This is a genomic window from Microbispora sp. ATCC PTA-5024 (genome assembly GCF_000511135.2).
Classification (GTDB): Bacteria; Actinomycetota; Actinomycetes; order Streptosporangiales; family Streptosporangiaceae; genus Microbispora; species Microbispora corallina.
Window position 1 is genome coordinate 460,777 of the sequence record NZ_KI866523.1, and the last position, 20,517, is coordinate 481,293.

A 20,517-nucleotide genomic window follows, 5' to 3' on the forward strand; every position below is an offset into this window, starting at 1 on the left:
GAGCTTGCCGGCGCTGATCGCGGTGCCGAAGTACCGGCCGCTCTGCGCGGCCGCCGCACCCAGCGTGCTGGCCGCGGCGTCGGCGGGCACCGGCACCGTCAGCGCCGTCGTCACACCGAGCGCCCCCAGCGCGCCGGCGACCAGAGCCCGGCGCCACCGGGTTCCAGGCGAAGCAATGGCGTTTGCGCCCATGCCTGAGCCTCCATAACTGAATCACTGTACGGAAAACGCGGAACGTTCCGCGCGGGCGACGCCGCGTCCCATCACCGGGAACGCACACCACGAGGACGTCGCAGACGGCGAATCCCTCCCTGCTTCGCACCACCACAGAGCGGGCAGGGGAGACCGTCTCGGGGACTCAGTGTGGAAACCATTCCGAAATGTGTCAAGACACGTATGAAACTTTCGGGGCCCCGGTGTCGGCATCAGCACCTCGCACATGCTGCAACGTCCGTTCCGGCGTCCTGAAAATTGCGGCGCCATCAGCCGCACGGCCCGCCACCAAGGTCGGTGAAAGTTTCACTACTTCGCTCTTATGCGTGAATGCGGCTTCCCCGATACGTCCAGTTGAGCCCCGCCCGGCCGCGGAATGCGAATGCGCCCCCCGGACGGCGGCCTTGACGGCGCCTCCCCGGCTCGTATTTGCTCCGGCTCACCACCACCGTCGTCATCCAGCCGTCCGTGGAGAAGGGAGCACGGACTCCGCCGGCGGCGACGCCTGCCGGAATCACCTGCGACCAGCCGCCCGCGCGTCAGCGCCGGGGGTCGTCGATCGCGGGAAGGCCGCCCTCGCGGTACGCGCGGCGCACGTCCTGCAGGTACTCGCGGGACAGCATCGCGGTGAGCTGGGCGACTCCCCCGCGCCGCACCCGGATCTCGCTGTCGGACGCGGCGCCGACCAGCCGGATCAGGGAGGCGGGCGCGGAGACCGGCGCGGCGTGGTCCTTCGTGCGGCCGCGGCCGGTACGGAGCAGATCCCACTCCTCGATCGCGGCGTCCTCGGGGACCAGCAGCGTGAGTGTGGCCCGCCGGAGGTCCACGCGCACCTCGACCTCCCCGGGCACCTCGGCGCCGCGCAGGTCGAGCACGACGACCCCCTTGCGGGCGCGGACCTCCAGGCGATCGGCGGCGGTCCAGGAACCCAGGCGCCTGGTGACGGCGTGGTCGGCGTGGACGCGCTCGATGACGGTGTTCGTTTCGGTGTTCATTTCGGTGTTCATTTCGCAGCCCTCTCTCTGGTCTCGCTTGCTACTCCTTGATAGTTGCATTGATACTAGTCTCATGTCAACTAGTCTCTCTGGCGCTACCATGTCAGCCATGAGCACGCCGTTCCGCAGTTCCCCGCTCGCCCTGACCGTGCTGTCCCTGCTGCACTACCGGCCCCTGCACCCGTACGGGATCCAGCGGCTGATCAGGCAGTGGGGCAAGGACACGGTCGTCAACGTCAGCCAGCGGGCGAGCCTGTACCGGACCATCGAGCGGCTTGCCGCGGCCGGCCTGATCGCGGTGCGTGAGACCGGCCGCGACCAGCTCTATCCGGAGCGGACCGTCTACGAGATCACCAAGGCGGGGCGGGAGACCGCCCGGCGGTGGATGCTGGACATGCTCGGCGAGCCCAAGCAGGAGTATCCGGAGTTCCCCGCGGCGCTCTCGCACCTGCTGCTGCTCACCCCGGAGGAGATCGGCGCGGCGCTGCGGCGGCGCGCCGATGTGCTGGAACGCGACCTGGCCGCGATGGAGGCGGCGGCCGAGGAACAGCGGAAGCACGGTCTGCCCCGGATCACCAGCCTGGAGGACGAGTACCGGCTGGCCGTGACCGCGGCGGAGCTGCGGTGGCTCGAATCGGTGCTCGCCGACCTCCGCGACGGCCGGCTGGTCTGGTCACGCGAGGAGCTGATGGCCTTCGCCGCGGGGGTGGAGGCGTCGGACACGGCGTCCGCCGAGGGCGCGGCCTCCCCTCAGGACGCGGCGTCCGCCGAGGGCGCGGCGCCGCAGAGGACCTGAGGCGGTACGAAGCAATCGTCAAGACCTGCGAAGTTGATCGGGTTGCCGGGTGAGGGGCTAACAGGGCCATGCCGGACAGTGCCAGGCGTGGCCGTCCCACTCGATGAGGAAGGGCCGAGCGTGCGGCAGTGGCGTGCCCCACACCCGGGAGCCGAGCGAACATAACCGTCCGAGCGCGACGGTGAGGCTGGCGACGTGGCCGACGAGCGCGACGGTCTCGCCGGTATGAGTGACGGCGATCTTCTGGAAGGCGGCCGTCACGCGGGCGAGGACCTGATGGCCCGTCTCGCCGTCTCCCACACGTTGTCCGAGGTCCTGCTCGATCACCCAGGCACGAAGCACGTCGGCTGTCTGCGCGCGGATCGCCGGGGCGCGGGTGCCTTCGTGCGTGCCGATACCGACCTCGACCAGTTCCGGCATGGCCGCGATCTCGATACCCCGCGTGGTGGCGAGTGGCTCTGCGGTCTGCCGGGCTCGAAGTGCCGTGCTGGAGTAGACCCTGGCGATCGGCTCGGCGGCGAGCGTGCGGGCCGCGTCGAGAGCCTGGTGGCGGCCCCGCGCGGTCAGGGGTGCGGCTGGAACGGCTCCTGCCGTGCCGGTGATGACGTTCTGGGACTCGGCATGGCGCAGACACCACAGGCGGACGTGGTCGCTCACACTGACGGTTCCTCTCGCTCGAACAGCCGGCCGCGTACGACGCGCGGCGCTTCGACCTCGATCGCGCCGGCGCCGGTGAACTGGGTCTCGCGCCGCGACGGGAGGCTCAGGACGGGAGGCGGCCGGCCGTGCTCTCGCGGACCACGAGACGGTGGTCGACGTAGATCTCCCGCGTGGCCTCCTGGGCGGCGCCGGACATCCGCTCCACGAGCAGGTCGACGGCCAGCCGGCTGATCTGCCGCTTGTCCGGGGAGACGGTGGTCAGGGTGGGCGTGCCGTACCGCCCGTCCTCGATGTCGTCGAAGCCGGCGAGGGCGACCTGGGCCGGCACCTCGTAGCCGCGTTCCAGGAGCGTGCGCAACGCGCCGAGGGCGAGCAGGTCGTTGAAGCAGAAGACGGCGTCGGGGGGGTCGGCGGACTCGAGGAGGCGGGCCATGGCCCGGGCGCCGTCGGCCCGGTGGTAGGCGTCGACCGGGGCGATGAGGCGCTCGTCGACGGGGAGGCCGGCCTCCGCCAGCGCCTGCCGGTAGCCGGCCAGGCGCAGCCGGCCCGTCTCGCCGGCGGCGTCGTCCTGCGCCCCGATGGCGGCGATCCGCCGGCGCCCGAGGCCGGCCAGGTGGTGGGTCGCCTCCCGAGCCGCGGCGACGTTGTGGACGACGACGTGGTCGGCGGGTCCGTTGTGGATGCGCTCGCCCAGCAGCACCATCGGGGTGTCGTCGGTGCGTGCGCTCAGGTCGTCGGCGGTCAGCGCGAGCGGGCTGAAGATCAGGCCGTCGATCAGGTGGTCGCGGATGCCCTCGGCGACCTGCTGCTCGCGGTGCCGGTTGCCGCCGGTCTGGTCGATGAGCACGGTCAGCCCGCGTTCCTCGGCCGCCGCGACGACCAGCCGCGCGAGCTCCGCGAAGTAGGGGATGTCCAGCTCGGGCACGGCCAGCGCGATGATGCCGGAACGGCCGCGGCGCAGGTTCCGGGCGGAGAGGTTGGGCCGGTAGTTGAGCTCCTTGATGGCCTGCTCGACGCGGGCCCGGGTCCGCGGCGTGACGTGGATGTAGCCGTTGACGACGTTCGACACCGTCTTCACGGAGACGCCGGCCAGCCGCGCCACGTCCTTCAACCCGACACGGCGCCGATCGTCGGGGGCCGGCTCTGACGGCGTCGATCGTGTGGGTTCCCCCATGCGTGGCCTCTCGCTCCGTCCGGATGTGGATCAGTCTAGGACCTCTTTACAACGTTATATACAACGATGTATATCTCGTAACCGCCACGAAACACGAGGAGGACGGCCTGTGGATTCCGCCAAGCTCACCCTCGACCCGGCCTTCGCGATCGGCCCGGTCGAGCGACGCCTGTTCGGGACGTTCGTCGAGCACATGGGCCGGTCGGTCTACACGGGCGTGTACGAGCCGGGACATCCGGACGCCGACGAGTCCGGCCTGCGCCGCGACGTGATCGACCTGGCCCGCGAGATGGGCGTGACGGTCGTGCGCTATCCCGGAGGCAACTTCGTCTCCAACTACAACTGGGAGGACGGCGTCGGCCCGGCCGACGAGCGGCCCACCCGGCTCGACCTCGCCTGGCGGCAGATCGAGACCAACGCGTTCGGCCTGGACGAGTTCATGTCGTGGCTCGGCGAGGTGCGCGCCGAGCCGATGATGGCGGTGAACCTCGGCACCCGCGGCCTCCGCGAGGCGTGCGACCTGCTCGAGTACGCCAACCACCCGCAGGGCACCCGGTGGTCGGACCTGCGCGTCAAGCACGGCCGCCGCGAGCCGTACGACGTGCGGCTGTGGTGCCTGGGCAACGAGATGGACGGCCCGTGGCAGATCGGCGGCAAGACCGCCGAGGAGTACGGCCGGCTCGCGGCTGAGACGGCCAAGGCCATGCGGCGGGTGGACCCGCGGGTGGAGCTGGTCGCCTCCGGCAGCTCCAGCAGCGGGATGCCGACGTTCGCCTCGTGGGAGGCGACCGTGCTTGAGCACTGCTACGAGCACGTGGACTACGTCTCGCTGCACGCGTACTTCGACCCGGCCCGGGGCGACCGCGCGAGCTACCTCGCCTCGGCCGTCGAGATGGACGCCCACATCGACGCGGTGGTCGCCACCGCCGACCACGTCGCCGCGAAGCTGGGCAGCCGCAGAAGGCTCCGCCTGGCCTTCGACGAGTGGAACGTGTGGTCGCAGAGCCTGTTCGGCGGCGAGGCGAGCCTCGACTGGGCCGAGGCGCCGCGGATCATCGAGGAGGACTACGACGTGGCGGCCGCGGTGGTGGTGGGCAGCCTGCTCATCAGCCTGCTGAACCACAGCGACCGCGTCGGCATCGCCTGCCAGGCGCAGCTCGCCAACGTCATCGCGCCCATCAGGACCGAGCCCGGCGGGCCGTCCTGGCGGCAGACGATCTTCCACCCGTTCGCGCTCACCGCCGCGCACGCGCGCGGCCGGGTCCTGCGGACAGAGGTCGCGGCGCCCGCTTTCCCGACGGAGCGGTTCGGGGAGGTCCCCGCCCTGGCGGCCGCGGCCACCCACGACGACGAGACGGGCGAGGTGACCGTCTTCGCCGTGAACCGGGGCGAGCGTCCACTCCCCCTCGACGTCGACCTGCGTGGCCTGCCCGGCCTCGCGGCCGCCCGCCACGTGGCGGTCGCCGACGAGGACGCCGGAGCGCGCAACAGCCAGGAGGCGCCCGACCGGGTCGTCCCGCGTGCCGTGGACGGGGCCGCGGTCCGCGACGGCCGGCTCTCCGCGGTCCTGCCGCCCGTCTCGTTCAACGTCGTACGGCTGACCCGGGCCTAGTCCGGGCGGGGCCGTGCCTGCCGGGGGATCCAAGGTCGGCTGGCCACAAGGTCAGTGAAAGTCGGGGGGAGAGGAGATTCACATGAGGTTGCGCAGCCGGGGACGGCTCGCCGCGATTACCGCCGCTATCGCCCTGATGTCGACGGCCTGTGCAGGCCAGGGACAGGGAGGCGGCGACGCCGGAGCCGCGAACGGCCCGGTGACGCTGAAGTTCTGGAACGGCTTCACCGGTCCGGACCGCGCCGCGGTCGAGGGCATCGTGAAGAAGTACAACGCGTCGCAGAACAAGGTCAGGATCGACATGGAGATCATGCCCTGGGACGTGTTCTTCGAGAAGCTGCTCCCCAGTCTGGGCTCCGGCACGGGCCCCGACATCGCCGCCATGGACACCGCGCAGATCCCGCAGTACGCCGCGCGCAACGTCTTCCAGCCGCTCGACGACGCCTACGGCCCGCAGGGTGTCGACCCGAACGCGCTCGTGCGCTCCGCCGTCGACGCGACGTCGTTCAAGGGCAAGAAGTACGGCGTCCCGATGAACTTCACGACGCTGAAGCTCTACTGGAACAAGGACATGTTCCGCGCGGCGGGCCTCGATCCCGAGAAGCCCCCGGCCGACTGGGACGAGTTCGGCTCCTACGCCAAGAAGCTGACCAAGGACGACGACGGCGACGGCAAGCCCGAGCAGTACGGCCTGGCCATCGCCGACCACGCGACCATCGCCATGTGGCCGATCCTGTTCTGGCAGAACGGCGGCGGGGTCGTCTCCGAGGACGGGCGCACCGCGACGCTGGACGACCCGGCCACCATCGAGGCGGCCAGGCACTGGGCCGACCTGATCACCAAGGACAAGATCGCGCCCATCGGCCTGGGCGGCGCCGACGCCGACAAGCTCTTCCAGAGCAAGAAGGCCGCGATGGAGATCGTCGGCCCCTGGATGACGACCGGCTTCAAGCAGGCCGGCATAGACTTCGGCATCGCCATGCCGCCCGCGGGCCCGAAGGCCCAGGTGACGCTCGGCACCAGCGTGGCCTTCACGCTGAGCGCGCGCGCCGTGGGCGCCAAGAAGCAGGCCGCGGAGAACTTCTTCGCCTACTGGAACAGCAAGGAGTCGCAGACGTACTGGTCGGTCAACTCCGGCTTCCCGCCCAACCGGACCGACCTCACGGCCGACGCGCTCAAGGGCAACCCCTACTCGGCCCTGTTCGGGCAGGACGCCGACAAGTCGCGCTTCTACCTGGCCGGCGTGCAGGAGTTCCAGAAGGTCAACGAGACCATCTTCGAACCGGCGCTGCAGCGCGTGCTCAACGGCAAGGGCGACGTCGAGCAGGTCTTCGGACAGGCCGACAAGGACATCCAGACCGTCCTCGACAGCGCCCAGTAACCCGACGGCACCACGGAAGAGGGCAACCGTGACGACCTCCGTATCGACGGCGGCGAAACCCGTCGCCAGACGTATCCGGGCCGGGTCCGCCCGCAGGCGGCAGGCCAGGGCGGCGTGGCTGTTCATGCTGCCCACCCTGGTCGTGCTGGGCGTGTTCGTGGTCTGGCCGATGCTGCAGGCGCTGTACCTGTCGTTCACCGACTACCAGGTGTTCGCGCCGGCGCGGTGGATCGGGCTGGGGAACTACCAGAAGCTCCTGTCCGATCCGGCCTTCGGGAACGCGCTGGTCAACACGCTCTACTACGCGGCGGTGACCACGCCGGTCTCGGTGGCGCTGGCCCTCGGGCTCGCGCTCATGCTGAACCGGCGGATGCCGCTGCGCGGCTTCGTGCGGACCGCGGTGTTCGTCCCGGTTGTCATCTCCCTCGCGATCGTGGCGATCGCCTGGAGCTTCCTGCTCGACCCCGACATCGGGCTGCTCAGCTACTGGCTGTCCAAGATCGGCATCGTGTCCGGGCAGGGCTGGCTGCGCGACCCCTCGCTGGCGATGCCCGCCGTGATGCTGGTGGGGATCTGGAAGAACGTCGGCTTCTACATGGTGATGTACCTGGCGGGACTGCAGTCGATCCCGACGGCGCTCTACGAGGCGGCCCGCGTCGACGGCGCGGGCGCCTGGCCGCAGTTCCGCCGCATCACCTGGCCGCTGCTGGCCAACCAGACCATGCTCATCGTGATCCTCGCGGCGATCTCCACGCTGCAGGCCTTCGACCAGATCTTCGTGATGACCCACGGAGGTCCGTTCTTCCGGACGGAGACGCTGGTGATGATGACGTACCGGGTCGGCTTCAAGGAGTTCCAGTTCGGCTACGCGGCCGCGGTGTCCTGGGCGCTGGTCCTGCTGATCTTCGTGCTCAGCATGCTGCAGACGGCCTACTTCAGGAAGCGGGCGGTGACGTACTGATGGGGCAGGACAACCGCGGGCTCCGCCTCACCTGGCGGATCCTCACGACGGCGATCGGGCTGGCGATCGCGCTGGCCATGCTGTTCCCCCTGGTGTGGATGGTCGCCACCTCCCTCAAGCCGGAGTCGGAGATCGTCTCCTTCCCGCCGAGGCTGCTGCCGACGACCTTCACACTCGACAACTACAGGGGCGTCTGGGAGCGGCTGCCCTTCACGCGGCTCTTCCTCAACACGGTGGTCTTCGCCGGCACGGTCACCGTCTGCTCGCTGCTGTTCGACTCGATGACCGCGTACGCGCTCGCCCGGCTGCGGTTCCGCGGCAAGGGCGTCGTCTTCGTGCTGGTCCTGGTGCTCCTCATGGTGCCGTTCCAGGTGACGCTCATCCCGCTGTACGACCTGCTGGCGCACCTCGGATGGATCAACACCTTCCAGGGGCTGATCGTGCCCAGGCTGACCAACGCGTTCGGCATCTTCTTCCTGCGCCAGTTCCTGCTGTCGATCCCGCGGGACCTGGAGGACGCGGCCCGGGTCGACGGCGCGTCCGAGTTCCGCATCTACTGGCGGATCGTGATGCCGCTCGCCGTGCCCGCCCTGCTCACCCTGGGCCTGTTCCACTTCATGTACAACTGGAACGACCTGCTGTGGCCCCTGATCATCAGCCAGGACGCCTCGCGGCAGACGCTCCCCGCGGGCCTCGCCCTCTTCATGGGGCAGCACGTGGTGGAGTACGGCCCGCTGATGGCCGCGTCCGTCTTGACGCTCCTGCCGGTGGTCGTCTTCTTCATCATCATCCAGCGCCGGTTCGTGGCCGGCGTCGCGACGACGGGAATCCGATAGAGATGCGGTGGTTCGAGGACGGGCGGCTGCGGTTCGCCGTCGGCATCGAGGACACGTTCGTCCCGCAGGAGTACCCCGGCAGGCGGAGGCTCGACGAGTACGAGCTGACCCAGCACTACCACCTGTGGCACGAGGACCTGGGCCTGGCGGCCGCCACCGGGGCGGAGATGATCCGCTGGGGCGTTCCCTGGTACCTGGTCGAGCCCGAGCCGGGCCGGTTCCGGTGGGACTGGCTCGACCGCGTGGTGGACCGCCTGACCGAGCTGGACCTGACGTGCGTCGTCGACCTGATGCACTACGGCACGCCGACCTGGCTCGACAACCAGTTCCTGAACGCCGGCTACCCCGGCCGGGTGGCCGAGTACGCCGTCCGCGTCGCCGAACGCTACCGGGACCGCCTGCACGTGTGGACCCCGCTCAACGAGCCGACGATCAACGCGATCTACTGCGGCGAGAAGGGCGTGTGGCCGCCCGCGCTCACCGGCGACGACGGGTTCGTCAAGCTCGCGACCGCGATCGCCCGGGGGATCGTGGCGACCCAGCGCGGCATCGCGGAGGTCCAGCCGGAGGCGTCCTTCGTGCACGTCGAGGCGAGCTTCCGGTACGCGGGCGACTGGTTCCCCTTCGACCTCGACCTGGTCCGCGAGCGCCGGTACCTGATCATGGACCTCGTCACCGGCGCGGTCGGCGAGGACCATCCTCTGTACGGGTACCTGCTCCGGCACGGCGTCCGGGAGGACGACCTCGCCCGGCTGCGGGAGTCCGCCGTCACCCCCGACGTCGTCGGCGTGAACTACTACCCGGCCTTCACCACCTCCCGGTTCGAGCCCGGCTCGGACACCCCCGTCCCGGTCGAGGCGGGCACCGCCGGGCTGGAGGAGCTGCTGCGCGAGTTCTCCGGCCGGTACGGCCGCCCCGTCTTCCTGACCGAGACCAGCAGGGCGGGGACCCCCGAGGAGCGGATCGGCTGGCTGCGCGACAGCGTCGGCCTGGTGCGCCGCCTGCGGGAGGAGGGGGTGCCCGTCGTCGGTTACACCTGGTGGCCGCTGTTCGCCCTGGTGGACTGGCTCTACCGGGAGACCACCGACCCGGTCGCCCGCTGGCTGGTGCCCATGGGCCTCTACGACCTCGAGGCCGACGGGGCCGGGGTCCTGCGGCGCGTCCCCACCGCCGCCGTCGAGGAGTTCAGGCGTCTCACGCTGGACGCGTGACGCCGGTCGCCACGCAGAGCGCCGACCACAGAACTTGCCGTGATCACGCCAGGTGGCGCGATATTTGTGAAAAATGCGTCTGTTGACACGCTTTCGGACATGTAATCAACTCGTGTTCGACGGGGTCAGGCCAATGCGCTGTGGGGCGGTAGAGCTTTCGGCGAACAGTGCCAAACCGCGTTCACCGAAGCAGCGCGTACGCGTAGCGGGTGAGTGCAGGTGTCGTTGTCGGGATCGGCGCCGCTGTGGCGTGCCAGGAATTCCATCGGACCTATCGCTGCAATTCCCACCAATAATGTAGAAAATTCTGACCCCCTTCTCCATGACGATTCGACCCCCGCGGGCAGCCCGCCGTCCGCCTCGCTCTACCGGGGCATCCGGCTGTTCACCATCGCCTTCCTCCTGCTGGTCCCGACGTTGTTCCCGGAGTTCCTGCACGGCGGGCCGGGGCCGCTGACGTGGGCGGCGGCGGGATGCGGCCTCGCCGTCTTCGCCGGCGCCTACGTGCGGGTGGTGTGCTGCTCGATCCCGCGCTCCGGCCGGCCGCACACGCCGTGGGCGCTGCTGTGCGTGGTGGCGAGCGGGCTCGCGCTGCTGACGGTCCTCCCGGAGGGCTGGATCTACTACCTGCCGTTCTACGTCCTCACGTGCCTCGTCATCACGCAGAGCCCCTGGGCCGCGCTGCTGTCCGCCGCCGGGTTCGTGTTCATCACGATGTGCGCGGGGCTGGTCCTCGGGGTGGCCCCGGTCCGGCTCGGCATGCTGGCGACCCAGCTGGCGGTCTTCACCGTCACCCTGACCGGCATCCACCAGGTGATCGACTTCGCCATCACCCGGTGGGAGACCCAGAAGGCGTCCGAGCGGATGGCCGGGGAGCGCGAGCGGCGACGGCTCTCCCGCGACCTGCACGACCTGGTCGGGCGGGACCTGGTCGCCCTCATCATGCGGGCCGAGGTCGCGGCGCGGGCCGGAACGGGCGCCGCGGCCGGGGAGGAGCTGCACCGGATCGCGGCGCTCGCGCGCACCGCGCTCAACAACACGCTGGCGGTGGTCGAGGAGATGCGCGCCCCCGACATCGCGACGGAGCTGGAGGAGGCCCGCGAGTTGCTGGCGTGGGCGGGCGTCGCCCTCGCCGTCTTCGGCAGGCCGGGGCCGGTACATCAACGGGCGCCGTTCGCCTGGTTCCTGCGCGAGGCCGTGACCAACGTCGTCAAGCACAGCGGCGCGCAGACGTGCCGCGTCGTCTTCGCCGCCGACCGGCTCACGGTCGAGGACGACGGACGGCCCCGGGGGCCGGTGGTGCCCGGGGCCGGGCTCACCGGCCTGCGGGAACGCCTCGAACTGGCGGGGGCGGAGCTGATCGTGGCGCGGTCGGGGGAGGGCGGGGTCAAGGTGACGGCGAGACTCGTCGAAGGGGGACCGGCCGCATGACGGAGCCGTCGCTGGGAGTCCTGATCGCCGAGGACCAGAGCCTCATCAGGGACGCCCTGGAACTCCTGCTCTCCAACTATCCGGGCCTGCACGTGGTCGGCACGGCCGGCAGCGCGGAGGAGGCCGTGTCGCTCGCCTCCGCCGTTCGGCCGCAGATCGCGCTCGTCGACCTGCACATCCCGGCGCGGCCGGAGGCGGAGCCCGACGCGCCCAACGGCGTGGAGGTGGTCGACGCGCTGCGGCGGGACTCGCCGGACACCCGGTGCCTGATCCTCTCGGCGTTCCGCGAGCCGGGGGCGCTGCGGGCCGCGCTCGCCGCGGGCGCCTGCGGCTACCTGGTGAAGGACACCTCTCCGGCGCGGCTGGTCAGCGCGATCCGGCGGGTGGCGGCCGGCGAGCGCATCGTCGACGACCGCCTCGCCGCCCGGATCGCCCTCGCCAAACCCTGCCCGCTCACCCCGCAGGAGGTGGCCGTCCTGCGGCACGCCCGCGACATCCTCACCGTCGCGGACATCGCGCGGGCGATGCGGCTCAGCGCCGGGACCGTGCGCAACTACATCACCCGGGCGATCCAGAAGACCGGCGCCCGCAACCGGCACGAGGCGGTGCGCATCGCCGCGGCCAACGACTGGCTCTAGCGACCGGGAGCGGTCAGCGGGCCGGGCTGAGCGACTCGGGACGCAGGCGGACGAGGGCCACGAGCAGCGCGAGCGCGGTCCAGCAGGCCAGGACCAGCAGCGGCGTCGCGACCGGCCCCGACCCGTTTTCCGCCGTGAGCCCCAGACGGTAGAGCGCGCCGGTGGGCAGGTACTCCCCGATCCGCCGGAGCGCCTGTGGGAACGCCGAGGTGGGGAACCAGAGCCCGCCAAGGACGGCCAGCGGGAAGAACACCCCCAGGCAGGCGAACTGCGTGGCCTCGCCGGCGACCAGCAGGCCGACCGCAACGCCCGCCACCGCGAAGCACAGGCTCCCGCCCCAGGTGGCGGCCAGCACGAGCGCCCAGGTGGCCGCGGGCATCCGCACCTGGTTCAGCAGGGCGCCGAGGGCGAAGATCGCGGCCAGGGCCGGGAGGGCGAGCAGCCACGCGGACACCAGCTTGCCGAGGACGTAGCGCCGCGGGGACAGCGGCGTGAGCGTGAGCTGGCGCGCCCACCCGCTTCCGCGCTCCTCCCCCAGCCGGATGCCGCCACCGGTCAGCGCGGCGTAGAACGCCCCGGAGACGGCCAGCGCGACCATGTAAGTGGCGGCGAATCCAGGGGTGGACGTCCACCCCGACACCGAGAAGAGCTTCGTGAACATCACGTAGAACCCGGCGGAGAAGAGCACCGAGAAGACCAGGAAGTAGCCGCTGCGCACCATGCTGACCACGTCGAGCCGGATGTAGTGGGTCATGCCTGCCCCGTCTCCTTCGCGAGCGTCATGAGGACGTCCTCCAGAGAGCCCCGCGAGATCTCCAGGTTGCGCACGCTCCGCCGCCGGGCTCCGTACAGGGCGTCGAGGGTCGCGTCCTGGTCGGAGGTGACCACCTCCCAGCGGTCCGCCCCTCCGCCGTTCCCGTTCACCCGCAGCGCCCCGGGCAGCCGGGCCAGGTCCTCCGCCCGCACTCCCATGTCGGTGAACCGGAGGGTGACGTCGCTGACCCGGGACATGATCTGCCGAGCCGGGCCGTCCGCGACCACCTGGCCCGCCTGGAGCACGACGATCCGGGTCGCGTACGCCTCCGCCTCCTCCATGTAGTGGGTGGCGAACACGATGGTCCTGCCCCGGCCGGCCCGTTCGAGGATGTCGCGCCAGAAGGCGTGGCGCGCCTCCACGTCCAGGGCGGCCGTGGGCTCGTCGAGGAAGAGCAGCCGCGGGTCGCCCGCGACGGCCAGGGCGAACGTCACCCGCTGCCGCTGCCCGCCGGACAACCGGCTCACCCGGCGCGACCCGAGGCCGGCCAGCCCGGCCTCCCGCAGGATCTCCTCCGTCCGTGCCGCCCTGCCGTACTGGGCGGCGACGAGGGTCACCAGCTCGCTCACGGTCACGTACCGCATCAGGCCGGTGTCCTGCAGCATCGCGCCGACGAGCCCCTGGGCGACGGCCTCGCTGGGGGGCATCCCGAACAGGCCGACCTGCCCGCTCCGCGGGGTCAGCAGGCCCAGCATGACGTGGGTGAGCGTGCTCTTGCCCGCGCCGTTCGGGCCCAGCAGCGCGACGACCTCCCCGGCGGATATCCCGAGGGTCACGCCGGCCAGCGCCCGCACCCTGCCGTAGCTGAAGGCCACGTCCCTGATGATCACTTGCGGATTGTCGGGCGTCATCGCCGTCGGCGCCTCTCGATAACACGGAAGTCGGCTACCGACGCACCATACGGTCTTTCCCCGGAAATCCCGAGATCCGATTACGCACCAATTGACGGTGAGTTTTGTCATCATCGGCGGCGGCGAATTCTCATCATTGACTCCTGATTTTCCCGTGTGATGATCGGTGGGTCCGATCCGGAGAAATGGGACCGTCTGCGGATCGGAGCGCGGGGCCCGGGCTCGGCATGAATCCGCGTCTTCGATTTCCGGGGTCTCCGTCACCTCGGAAAGGGGGTGAACACGGCATGAAGCTTGAGAGCACCGCCACGGTCGACCACCGCAGCATGACTGCTCAGCCCCTCGGCGCCGGCCTGACCGGAGCCGGGTTCGGCGTCGTCGTCCCGGGTGCGTCGTCGTGCTGCGCGGGCTGCACGTCCAGCTCCTGCGGCACCATCGCGCGTCCGTAGCGACAAGCGGGGCCCGGAAGCCACCGGGCCCCGCCTTTCCGTCCGCCACCTCCAGGAAATGCGGGGCGACAAATGGAAGCGAAGCCGGAAATAGACGTGTCCGCCATTCCGAAGCCCGTTCTCGTCAACGTCCCCGTGGACGACGTGGAACGCGGCCTCGGTTTCTACCAGGCGTTTCTCGGAATGCCGCTCGCGCGTTCCCTCTCGTACGAGATCTCCTACCACGGGCCCGTCTCCAGCGACGGGATCCTGCTCACGGTGAACCAGCGCAGGTTCCCCGGCGAGTCGATGACGGTCTACTTCCACGTCGCCGACCTCGACGCCGCCCTCAAGACCGTGGCCGAGTACGGCGGCGAGGTCACGGCCGGGCCGTACGACCTGCCGCTGCCGAAGCAGATCAAGCCGGAGTTCCAGGAGCAGTTCCGCGACAGCCCGTTCTACCGGGGGGACGCCGGCGACTCGATGGGCCGGGGCGCCAGTGTGGCCGACGCCGACGGCAACAGGTTCGGGCTCGTGCAGTTCAGCGAATGGGCGCACGCGACCTTCCGGCTGGGCGAGTACGCGACCCCCGTGACCGCCGAGCAGCTCGTCGACCAGTCGATCGCGCTGAACCGCAAGGTCCCCCCGCCCAGCGAGATCTTCCAGGAGTGAGCGTGGACCACACCGATCCGCAGCTGGCCGAGGCCAGCGCCGGGGTCAGCGCGTACCGGCTGCTCAGCCCGGGACTCCAGACCGTCGGCCTGCGCACCCACCAGGCCAGGTACGACAACCTGGGCGAGGCGCGGTTCCCCCGTCCCGCCGAGGAGTTCGTCGTCGCGAGCCGCTTCGCGCCCTGGGACAGAGAGGCGCAGCTGTCGGGCGCCGACTACTTCGGCGACGTGATGGCGACCGCGCTGTCGGTGATCGACCACGAGACGGTCGCCGCGGCGGACGCGGTCGAGCTGCCGCCGCCGGTGGAGGTGTCCCTCCCGCTGGACGAGGCCGTCGCCCGGCGGCGCAGCGTGCGCAGGTACACCGGCGACCCCGTGGCCCTCGCCGAGCTCGGGACGATGATCCGGTTCGGCGGCGGCGTCACCGGCGAGGCCGACGGCGAGCTGATGCGCGGCGGCACCACCACCTACCGGTTCCGCGCCGTGCCGAGCGGCGGCGGGCTCTACCCGGTCGAGATCCACGTCGCCGCCCTGGACGTGCCCGAGCTGCCCGTGGGCACCTACCGCTACAGCCCGGTCGAGGACGTGCTCGTCCGCACCGGCGACCGGGCCACCGTGGACCGGCTGCGCGAGTCGTTCGCGATCCCCGGCGGGATCATCTCGGTCGAGAGCGCGGCGGCGGTCGTCCTGCTCGTGGCCCGGCCCTGGCGGTCGATGCGCAAGTACGGCCCGCGGGGCATGCGGTTCGTCCTGCACGAGTGCGGCGGCATCGCGCAGAACATGCACCTGACGGCCACCGGCTTCGGCCTCGGCACGACCGACTGCTCCAGCTACGTGGACGACCTGGCCAACGAGGCGCTCGGGCTGGACGGCGTGCTGTCCTTCCTCGCCCACACGATCTTCGTCGGATGGCCGGGATGAGCGGGACCCGGCCATTGCTGGTCTACGTCCACATCCCGTTCTGCAGCTCCAAGTGCCACTTCTGCGACTGGGTGACCGAGATCCCGACGGCCGAGCTGCTGCTGCGGCCGGCCGACGCGCCGCGCCGGGCCTACATCGCCGCGCTGTGCCGGGAGATCCGGGAGCGCGGCGCGGAGCTGGCCGGCCGGGGGTACCGCCCGGCCATCATGTACTGGGGCGGCGGCACGGCGAGCATCCTCGCCGAGCACGAGATCGCGGAGATCGGGGCGGCCCTGCACGAGGTGTTCGACCTGTCCGGCGCCCTGGACGAGGCGACCATCGAGTGCAGCCCGGAGAGCCTCACGCCGGCGAAGCTGAGGGCCTTCCGGGACGTCGGCTTCCGGCGCTGGAGCAGCGGCGTGCAGTCGTTCGACGACCGGCGGCTGCGCACGCTGGGCCGGAGCCACGACGCGGGCCAGGCGGCGCGCGCGGTGCGCCTGGCCGCCGAGGCCGGCTTCGACGACCGGTCCATCGACCTGATCTGCGGACTGCCCGGCGAGACCCTGGAGGAGGTCGCGGACTCGGTGCGGGCCGCGCTCGACCTCCCGCTCACCCACGTCGCGCTGTACCCGTACCGGCCCGCGCACGGCACGGTGCTGCGGCGGCAGGTGACGCGCGGCACCACGGAAATCCTGCGCTCCGAGCAGAAGGCGGCCTACGCGCGCGGCGCCTCGCTGCTCGTGGACGCCGGGTTCCCCGAGTACGCGATGAGCCACTTCGGGCACCGCCGCTGCCTCAGCGACCTCGCCTACTTCCAGCTCCGCATGGACTGGGCGGGCTTCGGGTCGGGGGCCACCTCGCTCGTCGGCGGGGAGTACCTGGCCCACCGCCGCGGCTTCCTGACCGCGTACAACCGGGACCCGCTGCACATCGACGAGCGCTACCCCGCCGCGTCCCCGGCCATCGCGGCACGGCTGCTCTACCAGTCGCTGACCACGTTCGAGGGCGCCTCGCGGGCCCTGTGGCTGGAGCGCACGGGCGTCCCGCTGGAGGAGGTCCTGGCGCTCGGTCCCTGCCGCCACCTGCTCGGATTCCTCGGCCGGGTCGCCGAGGTGCGCGCCGACGACGAGGGCGTGCGGCTGCGCCGCGAGCAGGTCGCGGACGCCTTCATCGACCTGCAGTTCGCGGGGGTCGCGACGAGCGGCGCGAACGCCCCTCGGACGGCGGCGCTGCTGGGCTGACGGCACCTCCACCGAGAAGGGAATGGCACCCATGCACCAGAGCAAGAACGTCCGGATCAAACCGTCCTTCAGCATCGTCGCCCACGACCCCGACACCGTCGAGCTGCGCCACGGGGTCTGGAACGTACGCTCCTACACGCTCACCGACCACGCCAGGACCGGCCGCCTGTACGGCCTGCTCCGCGGGCTCGACGGCACGACGAGCCGGGCCGACGTGGCGAAGGCGAACGGCGTGACCCGGGCCGAGGTGGAGGCGCTCGTCGACCACCTCGACCAGCTCGGCGTGATCGCCCGCGCACCGGAGACGGCGCTCGACAGCTACCTGGAGAGCACCGGCGCCTACGCCCCCGAGGCGCCCGCCCTGCCCGTCGTCGTCCTCGGCGGCTCCGCCCTGGCCGACGCCACGGCCCGGGTGCTGGAGTCCAGCCTCCCCGGCGGCGTCGAGCTCGCCGGGCCGGGCGAGCCCCTGCACCGGGCGCTGCTGGAGGCCGACCCGGTGGCCCTGGAGGACGGGCTGACCTTCGAGCGGTTCACCGAGCGGTTCGAGCCGTGGCGCGGCAAGCTCCTGGTGCACGTCGCCGAGGAGCCGCACCCCCTGCGCCTGTCCGTGCTCAACCGGATCGCGCTCGCCCTGCGGACGCCGTGGATCCAGGCGGCCGTCGACGGTCCCATGCTGCTGATCGGGCCCTCGTTCTCCCCCCCGACCTCGGCCTGCTTCGCCTGCTTCGAGACCCGCGTCCTGATGAACCTCCGGGAGTCCGCCGGCTACCAGCGCTACAAGGACGCCCTGGTCCGGCAGACGATACGGGCCGGCGAGCCGCCCACGCTCGACGCGTTGCGCGCCCTGGTGGCCGGGCACGTGGGGCTGGAGGCGCTCAACTTGGCGATGACCGGCACCACGACCACGCTGAACAAGGTGCTCGGCGTCTACGTGCCGACGATGGAGATGGCCTACTCCGAGGTGCTGCGGCTGCCCGGCTGCCGGGCCTGCGGGCCGGTCCCCGAGCGCGAGGCCACCGAGCTGTACTTCGACGTGCGGCGGTGGATCGATGCCTGACGTCATGGCGCCGCGGGTCGCCGAGGCCCCCGACCAGTTCACCGCGCGGCTGCGGGCCCGGATGCACTCCCCGCTGTGCGGGCTGATGCCGTCGATGGGCTTCCTCCAGCGGCAGCGGGGCGGCCCCCGCCTCATGGTGGCCGGCGGCGAGCTGACCGGTGTGCACGTGCTCCGCGGCCTGCCCGCCCCGAAGATCGGCGCGTACCACATCGGCGGGTACGGCCTGCGCCCGTTCGAGTCGCACATCCGGACGCTCGGCGAGACGGTCGAGCGGTACGGCGGCTACATCGCCCCGGTGAGCGGCCGGTTCCCCGTCCGGTACGCCTCGCCCGGGGAGCTGGAGGCGGCCGGCGAGTGCTGGGACGCCGGACCGGCCGCGCCGTACAGCGCCGAGCAGTACGGCCGCGCCGGGTTCCCGTTCCGGCCGCGCCGGGACGGCGACGTGCTGGGCTGGGTGCGGGCCACCCGGCTCGCGGACGGCCGCGACTGTTGGGTGCCCGCCCAGATGCTGCTGGTCGGCTACGTCGTGCAGGACACGAGAGGCGAGCCGTGGCTCGTCCCCGCGGTCTCCACCGGCACCGCCGCGCACACCGACCCCGACAGGGCCGCGCTCAACGCCCTGGAGGAGATGGTGCAGATCGACGCCGCGCTCAGCCACTGGTACGGCGGGAGCAGGTCGACGCGCATCGGACCGGGGGCCAGGACCGCGGCGCTGCAGCGGATCGTCGCGGACGGCTTCGACGACCGGGGCGACCAGCCGGAGTTCCACCTGCTGCCCAGCGCCGACCTGCCCGGGTTCACCGTCGCCTGCCTCATCCGCAGCCGCGACGGCCGCCTGCCGGCCATCGCCATCGGGCTCGGCATCGACGGCGTGCTGGAGCGGGCCATGTACCGGGCGCTGCTGGAGGCCGCCGGCGTCCGGGGTCTGGCGGTGTGGTCGGCGCTCCAGCAGCGGTTCGAGCAGGGCGCGGCCCGGGAGGACATCTTCGACCTGGAGTCGAACGTCTCGCTCGCCGCGCGGCCCGAGGGGGCGCGGGTGGTCGAGGCGAGGTTCGGCGACTGCGGCGACGCGTCGGCGGACGACCTGCCGCCCGACGACGAGCGGCCGCCCGGGGTCCGGGCCCGCGACCTCGTGCGGGCCTTCCACGCCACCGGCAAGCGGCTGTACGCGGCCGACTTCACGACCGTGGACGTCGCGGGCCTCGGATTCGTCGTCGCCCGGTTCTGGTGCCCCGATCTCGTCACGCTGCCGCTGCCCAGCGCCCCGCCGGCGGCGCACGCGCGGTTCGCCGCGTACGGAGGATTCCGCCGCCATGACCCCCACCCCTATCCCTGACACCCGGGCGTACGCCCTCACGGCGCTGGCCCTGCTGTCCCTGTCCTGCCTGACGCTCGCGGCCCACCTGCACACCCGGTGGTCGTGGGTGCGGCGGCTCCCCCTGCTCGCCGTGCACACGCTGCTGATGGCGGCCCTGGTCGCGGCGGGCGCGGCGCTGCTGGGCCCGGCGTCGGTGGTCGCCCCCGTGCTGGACCACCCGGCGGGCTGGTGGGGGGTGCCGGCGGGCGCGGCGCTCGGGGTCGCGCTGGGCCTGCTGGTCGTCCGGGTGGACCTGGCGATCACCACGGCCTGGCGCGCGGCCCGTCCGGCGCGGGCGCGTCCGGCGCCGCAGCGGATGACGGCGGCGCGGCCCGCCGGGTTCGCCGCCTCCGGCACCCGCGTCTCCGAACGCCGCCGCACGGGCCTGGTCCGGGCCCGCAACGACTACGCGCCCACCGGGAGCGACCTGCAGGTCCGGCTGGAACTGCTGGTCGCCGTGGCCGTCGGGGAGGAGCTGGTCTTCCGCGGCGTGCTGACCCGGCTGGCCCTGCTGCTCGCCGACGTCCGGCTCGTGGCCGGGGCCCTCGTCCTGGTGGCGGCCGTCTTCGCCTGTTCCCACGTCTTCTTCGGGTGGGCGCAGGTGCTCGCCAAGACGCCGCTGGCGACGGCCGCCTGCCTGGTCACACTGCTGACCGGCAACGTGCTGGCGGCGGTCGTGGCCCACGTCCTGTTCAACGTGTGGGTGTGGCGCTACCGCCGCAGCGAGCCGGTGGCGCGGCGGCCGCCGGCCCGAGGGGTGTGGGGGGCGCCGGCATGAGCGGGCTGCCGTGGCCGCTGCGCGCCCTCACGCTGGCCGTGTTCGTGGTCCTGTACTACAGGTACGCCAAGGCCGCGCTGTTCGCGGCCTGCCGCAGGGCCGCCCACCTGCTGCCGTTCGCCCGGCGGCTGGACGCCAGCGAGCGCGGCAGCGTGCTGGAGCTCGCGGCGGCCGGGGCGAGCCACGTGCTCGTCGTCGCGATCCTCGTCCTCGTCACCGGCGTCGGCCTCGCCGGCTTCGCCCTGGGCTTCGACCGGCCCGACCTGATCGCGCTCGGGGCGGCGATCGGCGTCGGGGAGGTGGCTCTCGGGTCGCTGCTGTGCCGGGTGCTGATCGAGGGCGTCCAGGCGACGGGCCGCCGGCGCGCCGTACGGGCCGGGAGAGGGCCGCTGGTGAGAGCGGCGGCGGCACGGGGACCGGGGGCGGACGGCGCGGCCGGCACGCGGACCTCCCCGGCGACCGCGGCGAGCGCCGCCGGGGTCGACGGCGGCGAGCGGACGCGGCAGTGGCTC

Annotated in this window: 21 protein-coding genes and 1 pseudogene; 16 read left to right on the forward strand and 6 right to left on the reverse strand. The window is 71.9% G+C overall.

Annotated elements, in window-relative coordinates:
* Together MPTA5024_RS42155 and MPTA5024_RS14605 are read right to left on the reverse strand one after the other, a co-directional pair.
* Positions 1-192, reverse strand: a pseudogene (locus tag MPTA5024_RS42155) (endo-1,4-beta-xylanase); the annotation flags it as partial.
* Positions 193-752: 560 nt separating this feature from the next.
* Positions 753-1,208: a hypothetical protein gene (locus MPTA5024_RS14605; protein WP_051458175.1), complete on the reverse strand. Its 456-nt coding sequence runs from the start codon at positions 1,206-1,208 to the stop codon at positions 753-755.
* A gap of 109 nt (positions 1,209-1,317) precedes the next feature.
* On the opposite strand from MPTA5024_RS14605, the gene MPTA5024_RS14610 reads away from it, so the two are divergent.
* A complete protein-coding gene (locus MPTA5024_RS14610) occupies positions 1,318-2,004 on the forward strand; it encodes a PadR family transcriptional regulator (protein ID WP_051458176.1) in 687 nt (228 codons plus the stop codon).
* 57 nt (positions 2,005-2,061) lie between these two features.
* On the opposite strand, the gene MPTA5024_RS14615 is transcribed toward MPTA5024_RS14610, so the two are convergent.
* Together MPTA5024_RS14615 and MPTA5024_RS14620 are read right to left on the reverse strand one after the other, a co-directional pair.
* Positions 2,062-2,661 carry a histidine phosphatase family protein gene (locus MPTA5024_RS14615; protein ID WP_198167154.1) on the reverse strand — a complete coding sequence of 200 codons (600 nt, stop codon included), beginning with the start codon at positions 2,659-2,661 and terminating at the stop codon, positions 2,062-2,064.
* Between the two features lie 106 nt (positions 2,662-2,767).
* Positions 2,768-3,766 (reverse strand): LacI family DNA-binding transcriptional regulator, encoded by a 999-nt coding sequence (locus MPTA5024_RS14620; RefSeq protein WP_232326560.1) that lies wholly within the window; start codon positions 3,764-3,766, stop codon positions 2,768-2,770.
* 181 nt (positions 3,767-3,947) lie between these two features.
* On the opposite strand from MPTA5024_RS14620, the gene arfA reads away from it, so the two are divergent.
* From arfA to MPTA5024_RS14655, 7 genes are all read left to right on the forward strand, one after another.
* Positions 3,948-5,450 (forward strand): arabinosylfuranosidase ArfA, encoded by a 1,503-nt coding sequence (gene arfA, locus MPTA5024_RS14625; protein WP_036324611.1) that lies wholly within the window; start codon positions 3,948-3,950, stop codon positions 5,448-5,450.
* An 82-nt stretch (positions 5,451-5,532) separates the two neighbouring features.
* On the forward strand, positions 5,533-6,831 hold the full coding sequence (locus tag MPTA5024_RS14630; RefSeq protein ID WP_036324613.1) for an ABC transporter substrate-binding protein: 1,299 nt from the start codon (positions 5,533-5,535) through the stop codon (positions 6,829-6,831).
* Positions 6,832-6,859: 28 nt separating this feature from the next.
* Entirely contained in the window at positions 6,860-7,792 is a 933-nt protein-coding gene (locus tag MPTA5024_RS14635) for a carbohydrate ABC transporter permease (protein ID WP_051458178.1), read from the forward strand.
* Positions 7,792-8,628, forward strand: coding sequence for a carbohydrate ABC transporter permease (locus tag MPTA5024_RS14640; RefSeq protein ID WP_051458179.1), 837 nt, complete (start codon positions 7,792-7,794; stop codon positions 8,626-8,628). The genes MPTA5024_RS14635 and MPTA5024_RS14640 overlap by 1 nt, the downstream gene beginning before the upstream one ends.
* Before the next feature lie 2 nt (positions 8,629-8,630).
* A complete protein-coding gene (locus MPTA5024_RS14645) occupies positions 8,631-9,839 on the forward strand; it encodes a family 1 glycosylhydrolase (protein ID WP_051458180.1) in 1,209 nt (402 codons plus the stop codon).
* Between the two features lie 219 nt (positions 9,840-10,058).
* Positions 10,059-11,270, forward strand: a complete 1,212-nt coding sequence (locus MPTA5024_RS14650) for a sensor histidine kinase (RefSeq protein ID WP_157099474.1) — start codon at positions 10,059-10,061, stop codon at positions 11,268-11,270.
* Entirely contained in the window at positions 11,267-11,908 is a 642-nt protein-coding gene (locus MPTA5024_RS14655) for a response regulator transcription factor (protein ID WP_036324615.1), read from the forward strand. The genes MPTA5024_RS14650 and MPTA5024_RS14655 overlap by 4 nt, the downstream gene beginning before the upstream one ends.
* 13 nt (positions 11,909-11,921) lie before the next feature.
* Here MPTA5024_RS14655 and MPTA5024_RS14660 read toward each other — a convergent pair whose 3' ends face one another.
* Together MPTA5024_RS14660 and MPTA5024_RS14665 are read right to left on the reverse strand one after the other, a co-directional pair.
* On the reverse strand, positions 11,922-12,662 hold the full coding sequence (locus MPTA5024_RS14660) for an ABC transporter permease (RefSeq protein ID WP_051458182.1): 741 nt from the start codon (positions 12,660-12,662) through the stop codon (positions 11,922-11,924).
* A complete protein-coding gene (locus tag MPTA5024_RS14665; protein ID WP_232326473.1) occupies positions 12,659-13,552 on the reverse strand; it encodes an ABC transporter ATP-binding protein in 894 nt (297 codons plus the stop codon). The genes MPTA5024_RS14660 and MPTA5024_RS14665 overlap by 4 nt, the downstream gene beginning before the upstream one ends.
* 308 nt (positions 13,553-13,860) lie before the next feature.
* Between MPTA5024_RS14665 and MPTA5024_RS40865 the strand changes: the two genes are divergently transcribed.
* The 8 genes from MPTA5024_RS40865 to MPTA5024_RS42165 form a co-directional block, all read left to right on the forward strand.
* Entirely contained in the window at positions 13,861-14,022 is a 162-nt protein-coding gene (locus tag MPTA5024_RS40865; protein ID WP_157099475.1) for a hypothetical protein, read from the forward strand.
* Between the two features lie 96 nt (positions 14,023-14,118).
* Complete coding sequence (locus MPTA5024_RS42160) at positions 14,119-14,673, forward strand: VOC family protein (protein ID WP_036324617.1); 555 nt, start codon at positions 14,119-14,121, stop codon at positions 14,671-14,673.
* A 2-nt stretch (positions 14,674-14,675) separates the two neighbouring features.
* Positions 14,676-15,593, forward strand: coding sequence for a SagB/ThcOx family dehydrogenase (locus MPTA5024_RS14675; protein WP_036324618.1), 918 nt, complete (start codon positions 14,676-14,678; stop codon positions 15,591-15,593).
* Positions 15,590-16,813 (forward strand): coproporphyrinogen-III oxidase family protein, encoded by a 1,224-nt coding sequence (locus MPTA5024_RS14680; RefSeq protein ID WP_198167155.1) that lies wholly within the window; start codon positions 15,590-15,592, stop codon positions 16,811-16,813. The genes MPTA5024_RS14675 and MPTA5024_RS14680 overlap by 4 nt, the downstream gene beginning before the upstream one ends.
* Before the next feature lie 31 nt (positions 16,814-16,844).
* A complete protein-coding gene (locus MPTA5024_RS14685; protein WP_036324619.1) occupies positions 16,845-17,870 on the forward strand; it encodes a TOMM precursor leader peptide-binding protein in 1,026 nt (341 codons plus the stop codon).
* A complete protein-coding gene (locus MPTA5024_RS14690) occupies positions 17,863-19,206 on the forward strand; it encodes a YcaO-like family protein (protein ID WP_051458184.1) in 1,344 nt (447 codons plus the stop codon). Before MPTA5024_RS14685 ends, MPTA5024_RS14690 begins: the two co-directional genes overlap by 8 nt.
* Positions 19,184-20,005, forward strand: coding sequence for a CPBP family intramembrane glutamic endopeptidase (locus MPTA5024_RS14695; protein WP_036324620.1), 822 nt, complete (start codon positions 19,184-19,186; stop codon positions 20,003-20,005). The genes MPTA5024_RS14690 and MPTA5024_RS14695 overlap by 23 nt, the downstream gene beginning before the upstream one ends.
* A partial coding sequence (locus MPTA5024_RS42165) for a hypothetical protein (RefSeq protein ID WP_198167156.1) occupies positions 20,002-20,517 on the forward strand: 516 nt, incomplete at its 3' end. The genes MPTA5024_RS14695 and MPTA5024_RS42165, both read left to right, overlap by 4 nt.